General features: G+C 54.5%; 20 protein-coding genes. 12 read left to right on the plus strand and 8 right to left on the minus strand.

All coding sequences use genetic code 11. From position 1 onward, the window contains the following. Nucleotides 1–3 precede the first annotated feature (3 nt). The 8 genes from lpxA (at nt 4) to tilS (ending at nt 11,060) form a co-directional block, all read left to right on the plus strand. Complete coding sequence (gene lpxA, locus DD606_RS13645) at nt 4–792, plus strand: acyl-ACP--UDP-N-acetylglucosamine O-acyltransferase (protein WP_003856164.1); 789 nt, start codon at nt 4–6, stop codon at nt 790–792. Then, the gene (gene lpxB / locus DD606_RS13650) at nt 792–1,940 is read left to right on the plus strand and encodes a lipid-A-disaccharide synthase (RefSeq protein WP_003856161.1); all 1,149 of its coding nucleotides are present in this window, start codon (nt 792–794) and stop codon (nt 1,938–1,940) included. The genes lpxA and lpxB overlap by 1 nt, the downstream gene beginning before the upstream one ends. Then, entirely contained in the window at nt 1,937–2,533 is a 597-nt protein-coding gene (gene rnhB, locus DD606_RS13655; RefSeq protein WP_003856158.1) for a ribonuclease HII, read from the plus strand. The genes lpxB and rnhB overlap by 4 nt, the downstream gene beginning before the upstream one ends. A gap of 38 nt (nt 2,534–2,571) precedes the next feature. After that, nucleotides 2,572–6,054 carry a DNA polymerase III subunit alpha gene (gene dnaE / locus DD606_RS13660; RefSeq protein WP_129258769.1) on the plus strand — a complete coding sequence of 1,161 codons (3,483 nt, stop codon included), beginning with the start codon at nt 2,572–2,574 and terminating at the stop codon, nt 6,052–6,054. A 12-nt stretch (nt 6,055–6,066) separates the two neighbouring features. Then, a complete protein-coding gene (gene accA, locus DD606_RS13665) occupies nt 6,067–7,026 on the plus strand; it encodes an acetyl-CoA carboxylase carboxyl transferase subunit alpha (RefSeq protein ID WP_003856154.1) in 960 nt (319 codons plus the stop codon). Between the two features lie 100 nt (nt 7,027–7,126). After that, nucleotides 7,127–9,259, plus strand: coding sequence for a lysine decarboxylase LdcC (locus DD606_RS13670; protein WP_003856152.1), 2,133 nt, complete (start codon nt 7,127–7,129; stop codon nt 9,257–9,259). A 66-nt stretch (nt 9,260–9,325) separates the two neighbouring features. Further along, a complete protein-coding gene (locus tag DD606_RS13675) occupies nt 9,326–9,715 on the plus strand; it encodes a VOC family protein (RefSeq protein ID WP_003856151.1) in 390 nt (129 codons plus the stop codon). A 58-nt stretch (nt 9,716–9,773) separates the two neighbouring features. Further along, nucleotides 9,774–11,060, plus strand: coding sequence for a tRNA lysidine(34) synthetase TilS (gene tilS / locus DD606_RS13680; RefSeq protein ID WP_023324181.1), 1,287 nt, complete (start codon nt 9,774–9,776; stop codon nt 11,058–11,060). Between the two features lie 26 nt (nt 11,061–11,086). On the opposite strand, the gene rof is transcribed toward tilS, so the two are convergent. Continuing rightward, nucleotides 11,087–11,347, minus strand: a complete 261-nt coding sequence (rof, locus tag DD606_RS13685; RefSeq protein ID WP_003856148.1) for a Rho-binding antiterminator — start codon at nt 11,345–11,347, stop codon at nt 11,087–11,089. Continuing rightward, nucleotides 11,334–11,534 (minus strand): YaeP family protein, encoded by a 201-nt coding sequence (locus DD606_RS13690; RefSeq protein WP_003856146.1) that lies wholly within the window; start codon nt 11,532–11,534, stop codon nt 11,334–11,336. The genes rof and DD606_RS13690 overlap by 14 nt, the downstream gene beginning before the upstream one ends. Nucleotides 11,535–11,729: 195 nt before the next feature. Here DD606_RS13690 and DD606_RS13695 point away from each other — a divergent pair, with 195 nt between their 5' ends. From DD606_RS13695 to nlpE, 3 genes are read left to right on the plus strand one after another with little or no spacing between them, the layout of a single operon-like run. Next, entirely contained in the window at nt 11,730–12,275 is a 546-nt protein-coding gene (locus DD606_RS13695; protein WP_003856144.1) for a YaeQ family protein, read from the plus strand. Then, the gene (arfB, locus tag DD606_RS13700) at nt 12,272–12,688 is read left to right on the plus strand and encodes an alternative ribosome rescue aminoacyl-tRNA hydrolase ArfB (RefSeq protein ID WP_003856142.1); all 417 of its coding nucleotides are present in this window, start codon (nt 12,272–12,274) and stop codon (nt 12,686–12,688) included. Before DD606_RS13695 ends, arfB begins: the two co-directional genes overlap by 4 nt. 38 nt (nt 12,689–12,726) lie before the next feature. After that, entirely contained in the window at nt 12,727–13,425 is a 699-nt protein-coding gene (nlpE, locus tag DD606_RS13705; protein WP_003856140.1) for an envelope stress response activation lipoprotein NlpE, read from the plus strand. 45 nt (nt 13,426–13,470) lie between these two features. On the opposite strand, the gene proS is transcribed toward nlpE, so the two are convergent. The 6 genes from proS to metN all read right to left on the minus strand — a co-directional run bounded on the left by proS (nt 13,471) and on the right by metN (nt 19,050). Further along, nucleotides 13,471–15,189, minus strand: coding sequence for a proline--tRNA ligase (proS, locus tag DD606_RS13710; protein WP_003856138.1), 1,719 nt, complete (start codon nt 15,187–15,189; stop codon nt 13,471–13,473). A gap of 112 nt (nt 15,190–15,301) precedes the next feature. After that, nucleotides 15,302–16,009, minus strand: coding sequence for a tRNA (N6-threonylcarbamoyladenosine(37)-N6)-methyltransferase TrmO (gene tsaA, locus DD606_RS13715; protein ID WP_129258771.1), 708 nt, complete (start codon nt 16,007–16,009; stop codon nt 15,302–15,304). Further along, the gene (gene rcsF / locus DD606_RS13720; protein WP_003856133.1) at nt 16,006–16,410 is read right to left on the minus strand and encodes an Rcs stress response system protein RcsF; all 405 of its coding nucleotides are present in this window, start codon (nt 16,408–16,410) and stop codon (nt 16,006–16,008) included. Before rcsF ends, tsaA begins: the two co-directional genes overlap by 4 nt. A 106-nt stretch (nt 16,411–16,516) precedes the next feature. Next, a complete protein-coding gene (gene metQ, locus DD606_RS13725) occupies nt 16,517–17,332 on the minus strand; it encodes a methionine ABC transporter substrate-binding lipoprotein MetQ (RefSeq protein WP_003856132.1) in 816 nt (271 codons plus the stop codon). 40 nt (nt 17,333–17,372) lie between these two features. Next, entirely contained in the window at nt 17,373–18,026 is a 654-nt protein-coding gene (locus DD606_RS13730; protein ID WP_003856130.1) for a methionine ABC transporter permease MetI, read from the minus strand. After that, nucleotides 18,019–19,050 (minus strand): methionine ABC transporter ATP-binding protein MetN, encoded by a 1,032-nt coding sequence (gene metN, locus DD606_RS13735; protein WP_003856124.1) that lies wholly within the window; start codon nt 19,048–19,050, stop codon nt 18,019–18,021. Before metN ends, DD606_RS13730 begins: the two co-directional genes overlap by 8 nt. 188 nt (nt 19,051–19,238) lie before the next feature. Here metN and gmhB point away from each other — a divergent pair, with 188 nt between their 5' ends. Next, nucleotides 19,239–19,805, plus strand: coding sequence for a D-glycero-beta-D-manno-heptose 1,7-bisphosphate 7-phosphatase (gene gmhB / locus DD606_RS13740; RefSeq protein WP_003856122.1), 567 nt, complete (start codon nt 19,239–19,241; stop codon nt 19,803–19,805). Nucleotides 19,806–20,230: the final 425 nt, after the last annotated feature.

Raw genomic sequence — 20,230 nt, forward strand, 5'->3', positions numbered from 1 at the left:
TACGTGATTGATAAATCCGCCTTTATTCATCCTACCGCCATTGTGGAAACGGGTGCCATCATTGGTGCCAATGTCCACATCGGCCCGTTTTGTATTGTTGGACCCCATGTCGAAATTGGTGAGGGTACAGTACTGAAATCTCACGTTGTCGTGAATGGTCATACCACCATTGGCTGCAACAATGAGATCTATCAGTTCGCCTCCATCGGCGAAGTTAACCAGGATCTCAAGTATGCTGGCGAACCGACCCGCGTGGAAATCGGCGATCGTAACCGCATTCGCGAAAGCGTCACCATTCATCGTGGTACAACGCAAGGCGGTGGATTGACGAAGGTGGGCAGCGACAACCTGTTTATGGTTAATGCGCACATTGCGCACGACTGTACCGTGGGGAGCCGCTGTATTCTCGCCAACAACGCAACGCTGGCGGGACACGTATCGGTCGATGATTTCGCCATTATTGGCGGCATGACCGCAGTCCATCAGTTCTGCATCATTGGTGCACACGTGATGGTCGGCGGATGCTCCGGTGTGGCGCAGGACGTCCCACCGTTTGTGATTGCGCAGGGCAACCATGCCACGCCGTTTGGCGTGAACATTGAAGGTCTCAAGCGTCGTGGCTTCAGCCGCGAAGCGATTACCGCGATCCGCAACGCGTACAAATTGCTGTACCGTAGCGGTAAAACGCTGGAAGAGGCTAAGCCGGAAATTGCCGAGCTGGCGAATAAGCACCCTGAAGTGAAAACGTTCATGGAATTCTTTGAACGTTCAACCCGTGGTCTGATTCGTTAATGGTCGACAGTCGTCCGCTTACCATCGCCCTGGTCGCCGGAGAAACCTCCGGCGATATTCTTGGTGCAGGTCTTATCCGCGCGCTTAAAGCCCGTGTACCCAATGCCCGCTTTGTGGGCGTGGCTGGGCCGCTAATGCAGGCCGAAGGCTGCGAAGCCTGGTATGAAATGGAAGAGCTGGCTGTGATGGGCATCGTCGAGGTGCTGGGCCGCTTGCGTCGCCTGCTGCATATCCGCGCCGACCTTACCCGCCGCTTTACCGACCTCAAGCCCGATGTATTTGTCGGCATTGATGCGCCTGATTTCAATATTACCCTTGAAGGGAACCTGAAAAAGCAGGGGATCAAAACGATCCATTACGTCAGCCCATCCGTGTGGGCGTGGCGACAGAAACGCGTTTTCAAAATCGGACGGTCCACCAATCTGGTGCTGGCTTTTCTGCCTTTCGAAAAAGCGTTTTACGACAGATTTAATGTCCCGTGCCGTTTTATCGGTCATACCATGGCGGATGCCATGCCACTGGATCCGGATAAAAACGCGGCGCGTGACGAACTGGGCATCCCGCATGATGTGCATTGTCTGGCGCTGCTGCCAGGAAGCCGGGGTGCGGAAGTTGAAATGCTCAGTGCCGATTTCCTGAAAACGGCGCAAATTCTTCGCAAGACTTACCCCGATCTTGAAGTGGTCGTGCCGCTGGTGAATGCCAAACGCCGGGAGCAGTTTGAGCGTATCAAAGCCGACGTCGCCCCGGATCTTCACGTCCGCTTGCTGGACGGAAAAGGGCGGCAAGCCATGTTTGCGAGCGATGCCGCACTGCTGGCTTCCGGCACGGCTGCGCTGGAGTGTATGCTGGCAAAATGCCCAATGGTGGTCGGTTATCGCATGAAGCCGTTTACCTTCTGGCTGGCAAAACGTCTGGTAAAAACAGATTACGTATCTCTGCCAAACCTGCTTGCGGGTCGCGAGCTGGTGAAAGAGCTCTTGCAGGATGAATGTCAGCCGCAGGCGCTGGCAGATGCGCTGCTGCCGCTGCTGGCCAACGGTAAAACCAGCCACCAGATGCATGATACCTTCCGTGAACTGCATCAACTGATCCGCTGTAATGCTGATGAGCAGGCGGCCGATGCGGTGCTGGAGTTAGCACAATGATGGAATTTATTTATCCCCATACCCACCTCGTTGCCGGTGTGGATGAAGTCGGTCGTGGCCCGTTAGTGGGTGCCGTTGTGACCGCGGCGGTGATCCTCGATCCAGCCCGCCCGATCGTTGGCCTGAACGACTCGAAAAAACTGAGCGAAAAGCGTCGTTTAGCGCTGTTCGATGAAATTAAAGAGAAAGCGCTGGCCTGGAGTCTCGGGCGCGCAGAACCGCATGAGATTGACGATCTAAACATTCTGCACGCTACTATGCTGGCGATGCAGCGTGCCGTTGCGGGCCTGAAGATTGTGCCTGAGTATGTACTGATCGACGGTAACCGTTGCCCGGCGCTGCCGATGCCTTCCATGGCTGTTGTTAAAGGCGATAGCCGCGTCGCAGAAATCAGTGCGGCGTCAATCATTGCCAAAGTGACGCGCGATGCTGAAATGGCCGCGCTGGACCTCACTTATCCCGCGTATGGTTTCGCCCAGCACAAGGGATATCCAACGGCTTTCCATCTGGAAAAGCTGGCTGAACATGGCGCAACTGAACATCATCGGCGCAGCTTTGGCCCGGTGAAACGCGCGCTGGGACTGGTGTCCTGAATCAAGACGCAAGCAATTAAGTAACGCGGGATTTGAAGATGGCTGAACCACGTTTCGTACACCTGCGGGTGCATAGCGACTACTCCATGATCGATGGGCTGGCAAAGACCGGGTCGCTGGTAAAAAAGGCGGCCTCGCTTGGCATGCCTGGGCTGGCGATCACCGATTTTACCAACCTGTGTGGCCTGGTGAAGTTCTACGGAACGGCGCATGGCGCAGGATTAAAGCCCATCGTCGGTGCGGATTTTCATGTGCAGAGCGACCTGCTCGGCGATGAGATGACGCAAATTTCCGTGTTAGCCATGAATAACACGGGCTATCAGAATCTCACTCTGCTGATCTCAAAAGCCTACCAGCGCGGCTACGGCGCACTGGGTCCATGGATTGACCGCGACTGGCTGGCAGAGCTGAACGAAGGTTTGCTGCTGATCTCCGGTGGTCGTATGGGGGATGTCGGCAAATGTCTGCTGCGCGGTAACAACGCGCTGGTGGATCAGTGCGTCTCGTTCTACGAAGAGTATTTCCCGGATCGCTATTACCTGGAGCTGATCCGTACCGGGCGTGCGGACGAAGAGAGCTATCTGCATGCGGCCGTCGCCCTGGCGGAAGCGCGTGGCCTGCCTGTAGTGGCCACCAACGATGTGCGCTTCCTTGAGGCGGGCGATTTTGACGCGCATGAAATTCGCGTCGCTATCCACGACGGCTTCACCCTCGACGATCCGAAACGCCCGCGCAACTACTCATCGCAGCAGTACATGCGCAGCGAAGAGGAGATGTGTGAGCTTTTCTCGGACATCCCGGAAGCGCTGGAAAACAGCGTAGAGATTGCCAAGCGCTGTAACGTCACCGTGCGTCTCGGCGAATACTTCCTGCCGCAGTTCCCGACGGGCGACATGACCACCGAAGATTTCCTGGTCATGAAATCGAAAGAGGGTCTGGAAGAGCGTCTGGAATTCCTTTTCCCGGATGAAGCGGTCCGTAAAGAGAAGCGTCCTGAATATGACGAGCGCCTGGATATTGAACTCCAGGTGATCAACCAGATGGGGTTCCCTGGCTACTTCCTGATCGTGATGGAGTTCATCCAGTGGTCGAAGGATAACGGCGTGCCGGTAGGCCCGGGCCGTGGTTCCGGTGCCGGCTCGCTGGTGGCGTACGCACTGAAAATCACCGACCTCGATCCGTTGGAATTCGACCTGCTGTTCGAACGTTTCCTCAACCCGGAACGTGTCTCCATGCCCGACTTTGACGTCGACTTCTGCATGGAAAAACGCGACCAAGTGATTGAGCACGTGGCCGATATGTACGGTCGTGATGCGGTTTCACAGATCATTACCTTCGGGACGATGGCGGCGAAAGCGGTTATCCGCGACGTGGGCCGCGTTCTGGGCCACCCGTACGGTTTTGTCGATCGTATCTCTAAGCTGGTGCCGCCCGATCCGGGCATGACTCTGGCGAAAGCCTTTGAAGCTGAACCTCAGCTGCCGGAAATCTACGAAGCCGACGAAGAGGTCAAAGCGCTGATCGACATGGCGCGCAAGCTGGAAGGCGTCACGCGTAACGCCGGTAAGCATGCGGGGGGGGTGGTTATCGCCCCGACCAAAATCACCGACTTTGCGCCGCTGTACTGCGACGAAGCGGGCCAGCATCCGGTCACCCAGTTCGACAAGAACGACGTAGAATACGCCGGGCTGGTGAAGTTCGACTTCCTCGGCCTGCGTACGCTGACCATCATCAACTGGGCGCTGGAGATGATTAACGCCCGTCGCGAGAAGAACGGCGAACCGCCGCTGGATATCGCGGCTATCCCGCTTGATGACAAGAAAAGTTTCGACATGCTGCAACGCTCGGAGACGACAGCCGTCTTCCAGCTTGAATCCCGCGGCATGAAAGATTTGATTAAGCGTCTGCAACCCGACTGCTTCGAAGATATGATCGCGCTGGTGGCCCTGTTCCGTCCGGGGCCGTTGCAGTCGGGGATGGTGGATAACTTTATCGACCGTAAGCACGGGCGCGAAGAAATTTCCTACCCGGACGTTCAGTGGCAGCATGAAAGCCTGAAACCGGTACTGGAGCCAACCTATGGCATCATCCTGTATCAGGAACAGGTGATGCAGATCGCCCAGGTACTTTCGGGTTATACCCTTGGCGGCGCAGACATGCTGCGTCGTGCGATGGGTAAGAAAAAGCCGGAAGAGATGGCCAAGCAGCGCTCCATCTTTGAAGATGGAGCGAAGAAAAACGGCATCGATGGCGAACTGGCGATGAAAATCTTCGACCTGGTGGAGAAATTCGCCGGGTACGGATTTAACAAATCTCACTCCGCCGCCTATGCTTTGGTTTCGTATCAGACGCTGTGGCTGAAAGCTCACTATCCCGCTGAGTTTATGGCAGCGGTAATGACTGCCGATATGGACAACACCGAGAAGGTGGTTGGCCTGGTGGACGAGTGCTGGCGCATGGGGCTGAAGATCCTGCCGCCGGATATTAACTCGGGCCTGTATCATTTTCACGTTAACGATGACGGGGAAATCGTCTATGGGATCGGCGCGATCAAGGGCGTGGGTGAGGGTCCGATCGAGGCGATCATTGAAGCGCGTAACAACGGCGGCTACTTCCGTGAGCTGTTCGATCTGTGCGCCCGTACCGATACCAAAAAACTGAACCGCCGCGTGCTGGAAAAACTGATCATGTCCGGCGCGTTTGACCGTCTGGGGCCACACCGCGCCGCGCTGATGAACTCGCTCGGCGATGCGCTGAAGGCGGCCGATCAGCATGCGAAAGCGGAAGCCATTGGCCAGGCGGATATGTTCGGCGTGCTGGCGGAAGAGCCAGAGCAGATCGAGCAGTCCTATTCCAACTGCCAGCCGTGGCCAGAACAGGTAGTGCTGGATGGAGAGCGGGAAACGTTAGGTCTGTACCTGACGGGGCACCCGATCAACCAGTATCTTAAAGAAATTGAGCGCTATGTCGGCGGCCACAGGCTTAAAGACATGCATCCGACAGAACGTGGTAAAATCACCACGGCTGCGGGGCTCGTGATTGCTGCAAGGGTAATGGTCACCAAGCGCGGCAATCGTATCGGCATCTGTACCCTGGATGACCGTTCCGGGCGTCTGGAGGTGATGTTGTTCACCGACGCGCTGGATAAATACCAGCAATTGCTGGAAAAAGACCGCATACTTATCGTCAGCGGACAGGTCAGCTTTGATGACTTCAGCGGGGGGCTTAAAATGACCGCCCGCGAAGTGATGGACATTGACGAAGCCCGGGAAAAATATGCTCGCGGGCTTGCTATCTCGCTGACGGACAGGCAAATTGATGACCAGCTTTTAAACCGACTCCGTCAGTCTCTGGAACCCCACCGCTCGGGGACCATTCCAGTACATCTCTACTATCAGAGGGCGGATGCACGCGCGCGGTTGCGCTTTGGTGCAACGTGGCGTGTCTCTCCGAGCGATCGTTTACTGAACGATCTCCGTGGCCTCATTGGTTCGGAGCAGGTGGAACTGGAGTTTGACTAATACAGGAATACTATGAGTCTGAATTTCCTTGATTTCGAACAGCCGATTGCAGAGCTGGAAGCGAAAATCGATTCTCTGACAGCCGTGAGCCGTCAGGATGAAAAACTGGATATTAACATCGACGAAGAAGTGCATCGTCTGCGCGAAAAAAGCGTAGAACTGACGCGCAAAATCTTTGCCGATCTCGGCGCATGGCAGATCGCCCAGCTGGCGCGACATCCACAGCGTCCGTACACCCTGGATTATGTCCGCCTGGCGTTTGACGAATTTGACGAACTGGCAGGCGACCGCGCATACGCTGACGATAAAGCTATCGTCGGCGGTATCGCGCGTCTGGATGGACGTCCGGTGATGATCATTGGTCATCAGAAAGGCCGTGAAACCAAAGAGAAAATCCGTCGTAACTTCGGTATGCCAGCACCAGAAGGCTACCGTAAGGCCCTGCGTCTGATGGAGATGGCTGAGCGTTTCAATATGCCAATCATCACCTTCATCGACACGCCGGGTGCTTACCCGGGTGTTGGCGCTGAAGAGCGCGGTCAGTCTGAAGCCATCGCACGCAACCTGCGCGAGATGTCTCGCCTGAAAGTGCCGGTTATCTGTACCGTTATCGGTGAAGGTGGGTCCGGCGGTGCGCTGGCAATTGGCGTGGGCGATAAAGTGAATATGCTACAGTACAGTACCTATTCCGTTATCTCTCCGGAAGGCTGTGCCTCCATCCTGTGGAAAAGTGCCGATAAAGCGCCGCTGGCTGCTGAAGCGATGGGCATCATTGCCCCACGTCTGAAAGAGCTGAAGCTGATCGACACCGTTATCCCTGAACCGCTGGGTGGCGCGCATCGTAAGCCGGAAGTGATGGCTGCTTCCCTGAAAGCGCAGCTGCTGGCAGACCTGGCGGACCTGGACGTGCTGAGCACAGAAGATCTGCTCAACCGTCGTTATCAGCGTCTGATGACCTACGGTTACGCGTAAGCCTCACAATTATCCTAAAAGCCGCACATTGTTGCGGCTTTTTTTATACCTGCCGTTTACCTTAACTATGCTTATCTGATGTTTTTCAAGGAGGTAAACCATGAACATCATTGCCATCATGGGGCCACACGGCGTCTTTTATAAAGACGAACCCATCAAGGAGCTGGAGCAAGCCCTTAAAGCACGCGGATACCAGCTGATCTGGCCGCAAAACAGCGCCGACCTGCTGAAATTTATCGAACACAATCCGCGCATCTGTGGCGTGATATTCGACTGGGACGAATACGACATGGAGTTGTGCAGCGATATCAATAAGCTCAACGAATATCTTCCGCTGTACGCGTTTATCAACACTCACTCGACCATGGACGTGAGTGCGCACGATATGCGTATGGCGCTGTGGTTCTTCGAATACTCACTCGGCGTTGCCGAGGACATTGCGACCCGCATTCAGCAGTACACCGGTGAATACCTCGATAACATCACACCGCCGTTTACGCGCGCATTGTTCACCTATGTGAAAGAAGGGAAGTACACCTTCTGTACGCCAGGCCATATGGCGGGAACGGCCTATCAAAAAAGCCCGGTGGGATGCCTGTTCTACGATTTCTTCGGCGGTAACACGCTGAAGGCGGACGTGTCGATTTCGGTCACCGAGTTAGGCTCTCTGCTGGATCATACCGGCCCGCATCTGGAAGCTGAAGAATACATCGCCCGGACCTTTGGCGCCGAGCAAAGCTACATGGTGACCAACGGTACCTCAACCTCGAACAAAATCGTCGGGATGTATGCCGCGCCTGCCGGCAGTACGCTGCTGATTGACCGAAACTGCCATAAATCACTGGCGCATTTGCTGATGATGAGCGATGTGGTGCCGCTCTGGCTGTCGCCTACTCGTAATGCGCTGGGTATTCTCGGCGGCATTCCTCGCCGTGAGTTCGCGCATGAAGCCATTGAGAATAAGATCGCGGCTATCCCCGAGGCAAGCTGGCCTGTGCATGCGGTGATCACCAACTCCACCTATGACGGGCTGCTTTACAACACGAACTGGATCAAGCAGACGCTGGACGTGCCGTCGATTCACTTTGACTCCGCGTGGGTGCCTTACACTAATTTCCACCCGATTTACTCGGGTAAAAGTGGGATGAGCGGCGAGCGGGTGCCGGGCAAGGTGTTCTTCGAAACGCAGTCGACGCACAAAATGCTGGCCGCGTTTTCCCAGGCGTCTCTCATTCACATCAAGGGTGAGTACGACGAGGACACCTTCAACGAAGCTTTCATGATGCACACGACCACGTCGCCAAGCTACCCGCTGGTGGCGTCCATCGAAACGGCGGCAGCGATGCTGCGCGGTAATCCGGGTAAACGCCTGATCAATCGTTCGGTGGAGCGGGCGTTGCATTTCCGAAAAGAGGTTCAGCGACTTAAAGATGAAGCGGACGGCTGGTTCTTTGATATCTGGCAGCCGGAAGAGATTGATGAGGCAGAATGCTGGCCCGTCGCGCCGGGGGAGAGCTGGCACGGTTTTCGGGATGCTGATGCGGACCACATGTTCCTCGATCCGGTTAAGGTGACAATCCTGACGCCGGGCATGGATGAGCAGGGTGTGATGGGTGAGGAAGGGATCCCGGCTGCGCTGGTGGCGAAGTTCCTTGATGAGCGCGGCGTGGTGGTGGAGAAAACCGGCCCCTATAATCTGCTGTTCCTGTTCAGCATCGGGATCGATAAAACCCGCGCGATGGGGCTGCTCAGGGGACTGATGGAGTTTAAGCGCGCATACGATCTGAACCTGCGGGTGAAGAACATGCTGCCGGATCTCTACGCGGAAGATCCTGACTTCTACCGCAATATGCGTATTCAGGATCTGGCCCAGGGGATTCACAGGCTGATCCGCCAGCACGATCTGCCGCGCCTGATGTTGCAGGCATTTGATGTTCTGCCTGAAATGAAGCTGACGCCGCACAGGGCGTGGCAGCGCCAGGTGAAAGGGGAGGTTGAAACCGTTGAGCTGGAGAACCTGGTCGGGCGGGTATCGGCCAACATGATCCTGCCTTATCCGCCGGGCGTGCCGCTGCTGATGCCGGGTGAAATGATCACTGAGGAGAGCCGGGCGGTGCTCGATTTCCTGCTGATGCTCTGTTCGGTGGGGCGCCACTATCCCGGCTTTGAAACGGATATTCATGGCGCGAAACGCGACGATAACGGCGTGTACTGGGTGAGAGTCCTAAAATAAAAGGGGCCGCTTGCCAGGGGCGGGTTGTCGGTTGTAACGTTCAGGACATCATAAAAAGGAGAAACTATGCTGGGTTTAAAAGCGGTTCATCATATTGCGATCATTGCCACCGATTATGCGAAAAGTAAGGCATTCTACTGCGACGTTCTCGGCTTTACGCTGTTGAGCGAGGCCTACCGTGAGGAGCGCGACTCCTGGAAAGGCGATCTGGCGTTAAACGGTCAATATGTGATTGAGCTGTTCTCTTTTCCTTTCCCGCCAGCGCGTCCTTCACGCCCGGAAGCCTGCGGCCTGCGCCACCTGGCCTTCAGCGTCGATGACCTGGACAGCGCGGTAAAACATCTGGAAGCCCACGGCGTGGCCTGCGAAGCGATTCGTGTCGATCCCTTTACCGATAAACGTTTCACTTTTTTCAACGATCCGGACGGCCTGCCGCTGGAGCTTTATCAGCAGTAATCGCCGTCATGTGTGATAATGCCCGTTCAGTTCGGGCATTTTTTATGTGTAATTTCCTATGACCTTACCCGCTATCGCGCACGCCGTTTCACCCTACCGCCAGCTGCTGGTGGGGTTCAGCGGTGGCCTGGATTCCACCGTTTTGCTGCACCGCCTTAAGCTCTGGCGCGACCGTGAGCCTGACGTCCAGCTGCGGGCGATGCATATCCATCACGGCTTAAGCCCCCATGCCGACGACTGGGTGGCGCACTGCGAAGCGGTGTGCTCAGGGTGGGAGATCCCGCTGATCGTTGAACGCGTCACGCTTGAGGATGAGGGGCTGGGTATTGAGGCGCAGGCGCGGAAAGCCCGCTACGCCGCGTTTTCTGGCGCATTACAGCCTGGAGAAGCGTTGGTCACCGCGCAGCATCTGGACGACCAGTGCGAGACGTTTTTACTGGCGCTCAAGCGGGGCAGCGGGCCTGCGGGTTTATCCGCCATGCCTGAGCGCGCTGATTTTGCTGAAACAGAGCTCATCCGCCCGCTGCTGGGTGAGACGCGCGCATCACTGGAAGCCTGGGCGCAGCAGCATCATCTGTGCTGGATTGAAGACGACAGCAATCAGGACGACAGTTACGACCGTAACTTCCTGCGCCTGCGCGTCTTACCGCTGCTGAGTGAGCGCTGGGCGCATTTTTCCGAAGCGGCGGCCAGAAGCGCCATGCTGTGTGCTGAACAGGAAAGCTTGCTGGATGAGTTGCTGAGCGGGGAGCTGAATACACTGATTACCGCTGACGGTGCCCTGAACGTTGCGCCGTTGAAGGTGATGAGCCCCGTGCGTCGGGCTGCTCTGATTCGCCGCTGGCTGGCTTACCACCGTGCGGTTATGCCGTCCCGGGCGATGCTCAACCGTATCTGGGAGGAAGTTGCACAGGCGAGGGAAGATGCCGCACCGTGTATACACCTGAATGGTTATGACGTCAGGCGTTATAAAGGGCAACTCTGGTGGGTAAAATCTGTGCCGTCGCTGGCTGACGTTGTGCTCGACTGGCCGTCGCCGGAAAAAGCATTAACGCTACCGATGAATGCCGGTGTCGTTGCGTTAAGTCATTCGGGCAATGTGCGTCTACCTGAGCCGGACGAGAACGTTACCATACGCTTCAGGGCCAGCGGCATGCTGCATATCGTCGGTCGTAACGGCGGGCGTAAGCTGAAGAAAATCTGGCAGGAACAGAACGTTCCGCCCTGGCGACGTGATACCACGCCGCTTCTGTTTTACGGCGACACGCTCATCGCGGCGGCAGGGGTGTTCATCACTGAAGAGGGGTGGGCTGAAGCGGGTGTTAATTTTGAATGGAAAGCGTAACGGGCAGCCTGGCTGCCCGTTGGTTATCAGGATTCGCTCACCACGACGGTGCCGATTTCCGGATGGCTGAAACTGGCAATTTTGTCGAGGCGTAGCTCACGCGTTGCACCTGCATCTTCCACAACCAGGTATTCCACATTTTTACGGGAAACCAGATCGCTGGCCTTTGCCTTTAGCACTTCGCCATCTTTTAGCTCCAGCGTCAGTATTAAATGATGCTGGCAGGCGAGTTCGAGGTTGTCATAGTCATCACAATTGATGGGTTGATAGGTATCATTCATCGACATAATCGCTCACCAGTAAATTCGCCGCAGCATACGCTGCTTTTTCCCTGACCGATTCAGAAAGGCTCTCATCAGAGGCCACTTCATTTAGCACATTCAATACACAGCCCAACGCATCCGGAATGTACCCCAGATCTCCGCTGGCGATCTCCGCATACCGTCTGCGAATCAACTCACAATAATTATTCACATCACCTCCTGCCAGCGTACTGACTTACTGTGAGATATCATTAAGCCTACGAAGTTAAACTCGGTTTAGCAAGGTGACTATACCATACTCATTTAAGCAATATCAGCGCCTTGATAAGAGTTAGCCACCACCTCGTAACAGCCTTTTGCCGCGGTTTTCGCTACAATGTACGCCTGATTCGAAAGGAGTTCTCTCATGGCGCTAAAAGCGACTATTTATAAAGCTGTGGTCAATGTGGCGGATCTTGACCGTAACCAGTTTCTGGATGCGTCATTGACGCTGGCGCGTCACCCTTCTGAAACCCAGGAGCGCATGATGCTGCGCCTGCTGGCGTGGATTAAGTATGCCGACGAGCGTCTGCAATTTACCCGTGGTTTAAGCGCGGAAGATGAACCGGAAGCCTGGTTGCGCAACGATCATCTGGGTATCGATTTATGGATTGAGCTTGGCCTGCCGGATGAACGCCGGATCAAAAAGGCCTGCACCCAGTCTGCTGAAGTGGCGTTGTTTGCCTACAACCAGCGCGCGGCGGAGATCTGGTGGCAACAAAATAAAAATAAATGTGCGCAGTTCAAAAATCTTACCGTCTGGTATCTGGATGATGAACAGCTGGCGCAGCTGAGTGCGTTCGCCAGCCGGACGATGGCGCTACAGGCAACAATTCAGGACGGTGCCATCTGGCTTTCCGATTCTCAGAATAATCTGGAAATTCATCTCACGGCCTGGCAGCCCGCATCATGATTGTATTGTCCCGAAATGTCAGCATCCCTGATAACGAGCTGGAGATCACCGCTATCCGGGCCCAGGGCGCAGGGGGGCAGCACGTTAACAAGGCCTCAACGGCTATCCATTTGCGCTTTGACATTCGGGCCTCCAGCCTGCCAGAGTATTATAAAGAAAGCCTGCTTGCCGCCAGCCATCACCTGATCACCAGCGAGGGTGTGATAGTGATTAAAGCGCAGGAGTATCGCAGCCAGGAGCTTAACCGGGAAGCGGCAATTGCCCGGCTGGTCGCGGTCATCAAAGAGCTGACGGCTGTACAAAAAAGTCGCCGGGCAACACGTCCAACGCGGGCATCGAAAGAACGTCGGTTGTCATCGAAGGCGCAGAAATCCACCGTAAAATCACTGCGTGGCAAAGTCCGTCACCCATAATGTGACGAAAGGGATACCCTTTTCATAAGGAAAGTATTGTGAAAAAAGCATTATTATCAGCGCTGGCCGTGACAAGCCTGTTTGCGCTTTTTGGCTGTAATAACCGTTCGGAAACGCAGGTACTACAGCCAACGCAAAATGAAGAATTAAAGCCGATGCAGCAAAGCTGGCGCGGCGTATTACCGTGTGCAGATTGCGAGGGCATCGAAACCTCTCTGTTCCTGCAAAAAGATGGCACCTGGGTCATGAACCAGCGTTACCAGGGGGCGAAAGAACCGTCTTCTTTTGCATCTTACGGAACATGGGCGCGTACGGCTGAGAAGCTGGTATTGACGGATACCACGGGCGATAAAACCTTCTTCCGCGCCAAAGGCGAGGGGATGGAGATGCTCGATCGCGAAGGCAATCCGATTGAATCCCAGTTCAACTACACGTTGGCCCCGGTGAAAGCGACCCTGCCAGCCACCCCAATGGCGATGCGAGGAATGTATTTCTACATGGCGGATGCGGCGATCTTCACTGACTGTGCAACCGGGAAGAAAGTCAGCGTGGCGAACAATGCCCAGCTGGAGCGAGACTATGCCGTTGCGCGCGGCAACGACAGTAAGCCAGTGTTGCTGACGGTTGAAGGGCATTTTACGCTGGAGCCAAACCCGGATAGCGGCGAGCTGGTGAAAACGCTAGTGGCAGATAAAGACGCGAAGTTTGCTGCGGGGAAAGACTGCGACAGTAAATAAGATATAGCCATTAAAAAACCCCGCACTGGCGGGGTTTTTTGTTTCTTAACCTTTGATGGCTTTCACCAGGTAATCAAGAATATCGCCCGTCTTGATCATCTGTTTTTCGCCGTTGCGACGGTACTTGTATTCAATCTCGTCGCTGTCGAGGTTACGGTCGCCAATGACGATGGTGTGTGGAATACCGATCAGTTCCATGTCAGCAAACATCACGCCAGGACGCTCTTTACGGTCATCCATTAGCACGTCGATACCTTTCGCGCTCAGCTCAGCGTAGAGTTTCTCAGCCAGCTCCTGCACACGGTAAGACTTGTGCATGTTCATTGGCAGGATCGCTACCTGGAAAGGCGCGATGTTATCCGGCCAGACGATTCCGCGTTCGTCATAATTCTGCTCGATAGCGGCAGCAACAACGCGCGTTACGCCAATGCCGTAGCAGCCCATGGTCAGAACCTGGTTACGACCATCTTCGCCCTGAACGGCAGCGTTCATTGCGCGTGAGTACTTATCGCCCAGCTGGAAGATGTGGCCTACTTCGATACCGCGTTTGATCATCAGGGTACCCTTGCCGTCCGGGCTTGGATCGCCTGCGACCACGTTACGGATGTCAGCCACTTCCGGCGTCGCCACGTCCCGATCCCAGTTGATGCCGAAGTAGTGTTTACCGTCGATGTTTGCGCCCGCAGCGAAGTCGCTCATCGCCGCAACGGTGCGGTCAATGACCACCGGAACAGGCATGTTCACCGGGCCCAGAGAACCAGGACCTGCATTCACCACGGCGCGGATCTCCGCTTCCGTTGCGAAGGTCAGCGGGCTGGCAACCTGCGGCAGCTTCTCGGCTTTCACTTCGTTCAGCTCGTGATCGCCTCGTACCAGCAGGGCAACCAGTGGATAAGCGCTACCTTCAGCCGATTTCACCAGCAGGGTTTTCACGGTTTTTTCGATCGGCAGAGTAAACTGCTCAACCAGCTCGGCGATGGTTTTCGCGTTTGGCGTATCAACCAGCGTCATCTCTTGCGTTGCCGCGCCGCGTGGTTCTTTTGGTGCCAGCGCTTCTGCAAATTCGATGTTCGCGGCGTAATCAGAGGAGTCAGAGAAGATCACATCGTCTTCGCCGCTCTGCGCCAGAACCTGGAATTCATGGGAGGCGCTACCGCCGATTGAACCGGTATCAGCCTGTACAGCACGGAAATCCAGCCCCATGCGGGAGAAGATTTTACTGTAGGCCGCGTACATTTTGTCGTAGGTCTCTTGCAGCGATTCCTGAGAAGTATGGAAAGAGTAAGCATCTTTCATCAGGAACTCGCGAGAACGCATGACGCCAAAGCGTGGACGCACTTCGTCACGGAACTTGGTCTGGATCTGGAAGAAGTTCAGCGGCAGCTGTTTGTAAGAGCTCAGCTCGTTACGGATCAGATCGGTGATCACTTCTTCATGCGTTGGGCCGAGGACGAATGGACGATCGCCACGATCGGCAATACGCAGCAGTTCAGGACCGTACTGCTCCCAGCGACCGCTCTCCTGCCACAGTTCAGAGGGCTGAACGACCGGCATTAACACCTCGATAGCACCGGCGTTGTTCATCTCTTCACGCACGATGTTTTCGACTTTTTTCAGGACGCGCACGCCGGTCGGCAGCCAGGTGTATAACCCGGAGGCCAGCTTGCGGATCATCCCGGCGCGCAGCATCAGCTGGTGGCTGATCACCTCGGCGTCGGCAGGTGTCTCCTTCAGAGTGGAGAGCAGATATTGGCTAGTACGCATGTTGTTACGGTTCCATTTCGACGATTGGAACAGGCTGAAACACCAGCCTGACACAAAAAAAGTGGTTTAGTTTACCAGTGTGGCAAAGATGCCAAAAGAGAGGAGAACAAAATTACCTGGGTTCCAGGGCAAACACTTCAAAACCCGCCGCAGTCACGCGCCAGCGCACGTTAAAGTCCAGCAGCCAGACGGCGTACGTTTTCCCGGCTTCCTCTTCTTTGCGGTAGGCGGGACGGGGGTCCTGCGCCAGCACTTCAACGATAAAGTCACGCAGACGTGGATAACGCTTTTCCAGCTCGCTGATTTGCGTCGTTATTTCAGACGTGAAGTGAACCGGCATATCTGCCTGCGGTGCGTCCTGAGCATAGCTTGCCCGGGCATCCGGCAGCGCTTCGGCGAAGGGCAGGTAAGGCTTAATATCTATGACCGGTGTGCCATCAACCAGGTCAAGGCTACCTAACTCCAGGATCACCTGATCTCTCTGACAACGTATGCCTTTCAGCTCGACCAGCGACATTCCGATGGGGTTGGGACGAAAGGTTGAGCGGGTGGCAAAGACCCCCATTCTGGCATTTCCGCCCAGACGAGGAGGACGCACAGTGGGACGCCAGCCGCCTTCCATGGTCTGGTGAAACACAAAGACCACCCATAAATGGCTGAACGCCTCAAGCCCGCGCACTGCATCGGCCTGGTTATACGGCGCGACAAGATGAAGCTCGCCGCTGCCGTGAATGACCAGACCCGGCTGACGCGGTACGGCGAACTTTTCTTTATAAGGGGAGCGGATAACGCCTATCTGCTCGAACTGAAATGAACTCATTTCGCCGTAATGTTAAGCGCAGAACCGATACATACCGCCTGACGATAGCAACCTGGTGTGCCGCTGGTGACTTCACAGCTGTGCAGCAACACCGCGTTGGCTTTCATTTTCGACGCGTTGATTTGCATACGCTTGCGGGCTGTCGGAATATTGGGTGGAGAGTCCTGATTCGTTGCCTGGCAGGATTCGCCGCTCACTTCGCCCAGTTCACGGAATGGCTTACCGACCAGCTCGTCGGCTTTGGTAATAATACGTACCGGCGCAGCGCGAGGCGCTTTCGGTTTTGCTGGCTCCGCTTTTGGCGGGGTTGCAGTGCTTTGAACAGGTTCAACAGGAGATCTGCTTAGCATAGAACAGCCGCTCAGCATCAGTGCTAAAAGACAGATCGGTAAAGCACGCATAATAATTCCTCAGTGGATAATCAAAACGTCAGATATTGAAGCAGTTGACCGCACAAATGACAAGACGGGCAAATGCCCGTCTTGATGATATTACACTGCCGGGAGATTACCAGCCTTTAACCGCGCCGCCGTTAAACACCTTATTGGCTTCCTGGTACACTTCTTCAGACTGATATGCCTGTATGAATTTCTTCACATTCTCCGCGTCTTTGTTGTCTTCGCGAGTCACGATCAGGTTGACGTACGGGGAATCTTTATCTTCAACGAAGATGCCATCTTTCGCTGGGGTCAGGCCGATCTGGCTGGCGTAAGTGGTGTTGATCACGGCCAGGGCGATCTGCGCATCGTCCAGAGAACGTGGCAGCTGTGGTGCTTCCAGCTCAACAATTTTCAGATTTTTCGGGTTTTCGGTTACGTCCAGAACGGTCGGTAACAGGCCAACGCCTTCTTTCAGTTTAATCAGGCCCACTTTCTGTAGCAGAAGCAGGGAACGGCCAAGGTTGGTTGGGTCGTTAGGGACGGCAACCTGTGAACCCGGCTGGAGTTCATCCAGAGATTTAATTTTCTTGGAGTAGCCGGCAATCGGGTAAACGAAGGTGTTACCGACAGCAACCAGTTTGTAGCCGCGATCTTTGATCTGCTGATCCAGGTACGGTTTATGCTGGAAGGCGTTAGCGTCAATGTCGCCTTTGCTCAGCGCTTCGTTCGGCAGAACGTAATCGTTGAAGGTCACCAGTTCAACGTCCAGGCCATATTTCTCTTTAGCGATTTTCTGCGCGGCCTCAGCAACCTGCTGTTCTGCACCGACGATAACGCCTACTTTGATGTGGTTTGGATCTTTTTCGTCCTGACCGCAACCCACCAGTGCCAGCGAGCCAATCAGTGCGCCTACTGCTGCGAAGGTCTTAAATTTAAACGCCATGTTATATCCTTAACTCGTCGAGTTTGTGTTGTTTGTAACGTTATTTATGCGTAACAGCCCGGACGATACGATCGCCAGAGAATTGAATTAAGTAAACCAGCACAACCAGCAATACCAGAACGGTATTCATTACGGTAGCGTTATAGCCAATATAGCCGTACTGATAGCCAATCTGGCCTAAACCGCCAGCACCTACGGCGCCGCCCATTGCGGAATAACCGACCAGCGTGATAAGCGTGATGGTTGCTGCGTTCACCAGCCCAGGCAGCGCCTCTGGCAGCAGAACTTTGCGAACGATCTGCATTGGTGTTGCACCCATCGCGCGGGAAGCTTCAATCAGGCCTGTTGGGATTTCCAGCAGGGCGTTTTCCACCATACGGGCGATAAACGGTGCCGCGCCTACTGTCAGCGGGACAATTGCCGCCTGCAAACCAATCGACGTCCCGACGATCACGCGAGTAAACGGAATCATCCACACCAGCAGAATAATGAACGGAATAGACCGGAAAATGTTCACCAGCGCAGAGAGCGTGCGATACAGCTTCGCGTTTTCAATAATTTGACCCGGGCGCGTGACGTACAGCAACACGCCGACCGGCAGCCCAATCACAAAACCAAAGAAGCCCGATACGAAGGTCATTGCCAGCGTTTCCCAAACGCCGCGAACCAGTAGCCACATCATCGGCTCAGACATAACCCAGTACCTCTACTTTTACGTGATGTTCTTGCAGCCAGGCAATTGCCGCCTGGGTTTCTTCCTGTGTGCCGTGCATTTCCGTCAGCATAATGCCGAACTTCACGCCACCGGCGTAATCCATCTGCGCGCTAATAATGTTGTTATTAACGTTAAAGCGACGCGCGGTTTCGGACAGCAGCGGTGCGTCAACGGACTGACCCGTAAACTCCATGCGCAGCATTGGAACGCTGTCTGCAACGGCTTCTGTTTTCAGTCGTTCCAGATAATCTTCCGGAATATCAAGATGCAGTGTGGACTGAATGAACTGCTGAGCCAGCGGCGTTTTCGGGTGCGAGAAGACTTCGCTCACCGTGTCCTGCTCAATCAGCTCACCGTTGCTGATGACTGCTACACAGTCGCAGATACGTTTCACTACATCCATTTCATGCGTAATAAGGAGGATAGTCAGGCCCAGACGACGGTTAATGTCTTTTAACAGTTCCAGAATAGAGCGCGTGGTAGCCGGATCTAATGCGCTGGTGGCTTCATCGCACAGCAGCACTTTTGGGTTGCTTGCCAGCGCGCGAGCGATTGCTACTCGCTGTTTTTGCCCGCCGGACAAATTTGCCGGGTAGCTGTCATGTTTATCACCCAGACCAACCAGATCGAGCAGTTCGGTGACGCGACGCGTAATTTCTTCTTTTGGTGTGTTATCCAGCTCCAGGGGTAACGCAACGTTACCGAAAACGGTGCGTGAGGCCAGCAGGTTAAAGTGCTGGAAAATCATGCCAATCTGGCGACGCGCTTTGGTGAGTTCTTTTTCTGAGAGAGCGGTAAGCTCCTGGCCGCCAACTTCTACGCTGCCCTGGGTTGGGCGCTCAAGCAGGTTAACACAACGGATCAGCGTACTTTTACCTGCACCCGATGCGCCAATGACGCCATAAATCTGACCAGCAGGAACATGCAGGCTGACGTTGTTCAGCGCCTGAATGGTTCGGTTCCCCTGCTGGAACACTTTGGTGATATTGGAAAGTTTAATCATTAGATTATTTTTATCGTAAGTAAGTTAGCCGTGGCATTTTCTTCTGCCAGATACGGGGAATGACCGTAAACAAAATGGATGTTAAGGCATCCAGACGTCTAAATCAATCCACCTCTTTGCGATGAGCACTTTATTGCGCTGCGATTCATGAGATACTAGCTGAACAAGCCTTTTTCAGGAGCAAACCGGTGGCAAAATCTGTACCCGCAATTTTTCTCGATCGTGACGGCACTATTAATGTGGATCACGGTTACGTCCATGAGATTGATGAGTTCGAATTTATCGAGGGCGTAATAGATGCCATGCGCCAGTTGAAAGAGATGGGCTATGCGCTGGTGGTGGTAACTAACCAGTCCGGTATCGCCCGGGGTAAATTTACCGAAGCGCAGTTCGAGACGCTGACGGAATGGATGGACTGGTCTCTGGCCGATCGCGGCGTCGATCTTGATGGCATCTATTATTGTCCGCATCACCCGCAGGGAAGTGTAGAGGCGTATCGTCAGACCTGCGATTGCCGTAAGCCACACCCGGGCATGTTTATCTCTGCACAGGAATTCCTGCACATTGATATGGCCGCATCTTATATGGTGGGCGATAAACTGGAAGATATGCAGGCAGCAACGGCGGCAGGTGTAGGTACCAAAGTATTAGTGCGTACCGGTAAACCGGTCACCCCAGAAGCAGAAAATGCAGCCGACTGGGTGATAACTAGTCTGGCAGAACTGCCAAAAGAGATTAAAAAGCACCAAAAATAGGCGTTTTGGCGAAAAGGTGAGCGGTTGAAATAAAAATGCATTTTTCCGCTTGTCATTCCTCGGCGGCTCCCTATAATGCGCCTCCATCGACACGGCGGATGTGAATCACTTCACAAACAACCCGGTCGGTTGAAGAGAAAAAATCCTGAAAATCAGGGTTGACTCTGAAAGAGGAAAGCGTAATATACGCCACCTCGCAACGGTGAGCGAAAGCCGCGTTGCACTGCTCTTTAACAATTTATCAGACAATCTGTGTGGGCACTCAAAGTGACATGGATTCTTAACGTCCTCGGACGAAAAATGAATACCAAGTCTCAACGAGTGAACACGTAATTCATTACGAAGTTTAATTCATTGAGCATCAAACTTTTAAATTGAAGAGTTTGATCATGGCTCAGATTGAACGCTGGCGGCAGGCCTAACAC

This window comes from Enterobacter cloacae complex sp. GF14B, from assembly GCF_004136805.1.
Classification (GTDB): Bacteria; Pseudomonadota; Gammaproteobacteria; order Enterobacterales; family Enterobacteriaceae; genus Enterobacter; species Enterobacter hormaechei_C.

Excerpts from the sequence above, each read along its gene's own strand:
- lpxB (WP_003856161.1), top strand. The coding sequence starts at position 792 with ATGGTCGACAGTCGTCCGCTTACCATCGCCCTGGTCGCCGGAGAAACC.
- rnhB (WP_003856158.1), top strand. The coding sequence starts at position 1,937 with ATGATGGAATTTATTTATCCCCATACCCACCTCGTTGCCGGTGTGGAT.
- dnaE (WP_129258769.1), top strand. The coding sequence starts at position 2,572 with ATGGCTGAACCACGTTTCGTACACCTGCGGGTGCATAGCGACTACTCC.
- accA (WP_003856154.1), top strand. The coding sequence starts at position 6,067 with ATGAGTCTGAATTTCCTTGATTTCGAACAGCCGATTGCAGAGCTGGAA.
- DD606_RS13670 (WP_003856152.1), top strand. The coding sequence starts at position 7,127 with ATGAACATCATTGCCATCATGGGGCCACACGGCGTCTTTTATAAAGAC.
- DD606_RS13675 (WP_003856151.1), top strand. The coding sequence starts at position 9,326 with ATGCTGGGTTTAAAAGCGGTTCATCATATTGCGATCATTGCCACCGAT.
- tilS (WP_023324181.1), top strand. The coding sequence starts at position 9,774 with ATGACCTTACCCGCTATCGCGCACGCCGTTTCACCCTACCGCCAGCTG.
- rof (WP_003856148.1), bottom strand. The coding sequence starts at position 11,347 with ATGTCGATGAATGATACCTATCAACCCATCAATTGTGATGACTATGAC.
- DD606_RS13695 (WP_003856144.1), top strand. The coding sequence starts at position 11,730 with ATGGCGCTAAAAGCGACTATTTATAAAGCTGTGGTCAATGTGGCGGAT.
- arfB (WP_003856142.1), top strand. The coding sequence starts at position 12,272 with ATGATTGTATTGTCCCGAAATGTCAGCATCCCTGATAACGAGCTGGAG.
- proS (WP_003856138.1), bottom strand. The coding sequence starts at position 15,189 with ATGCGTACTAGCCAATATCTGCTCTCCACTCTGAAGGAGACACCTGCC.
- tsaA (WP_129258771.1), bottom strand. The coding sequence starts at position 16,009 with ATGAGTTCATTTCAGTTCGAGCAGATAGGCGTTATCCGCTCCCCTTAT.
- rcsF (WP_003856133.1), bottom strand. The coding sequence starts at position 16,410 with ATGCGTGCTTTACCGATCTGTCTTTTAGCACTGATGCTGAGCGGCTGT.
- metQ (WP_003856132.1), bottom strand. The coding sequence starts at position 17,332 with ATGGCGTTTAAATTTAAGACCTTCGCAGCAGTAGGCGCACTGATTGGC.
- DD606_RS13730 (WP_003856130.1), bottom strand. The coding sequence starts at position 18,026 with ATGTCTGAGCCGATGATGTGGCTACTGGTTCGCGGCGTTTGGGAAACG.
- metN (WP_003856124.1), bottom strand. The coding sequence starts at position 19,050 with ATGATTAAACTTTCCAATATCACCAAAGTGTTCCAGCAGGGGAACCGA.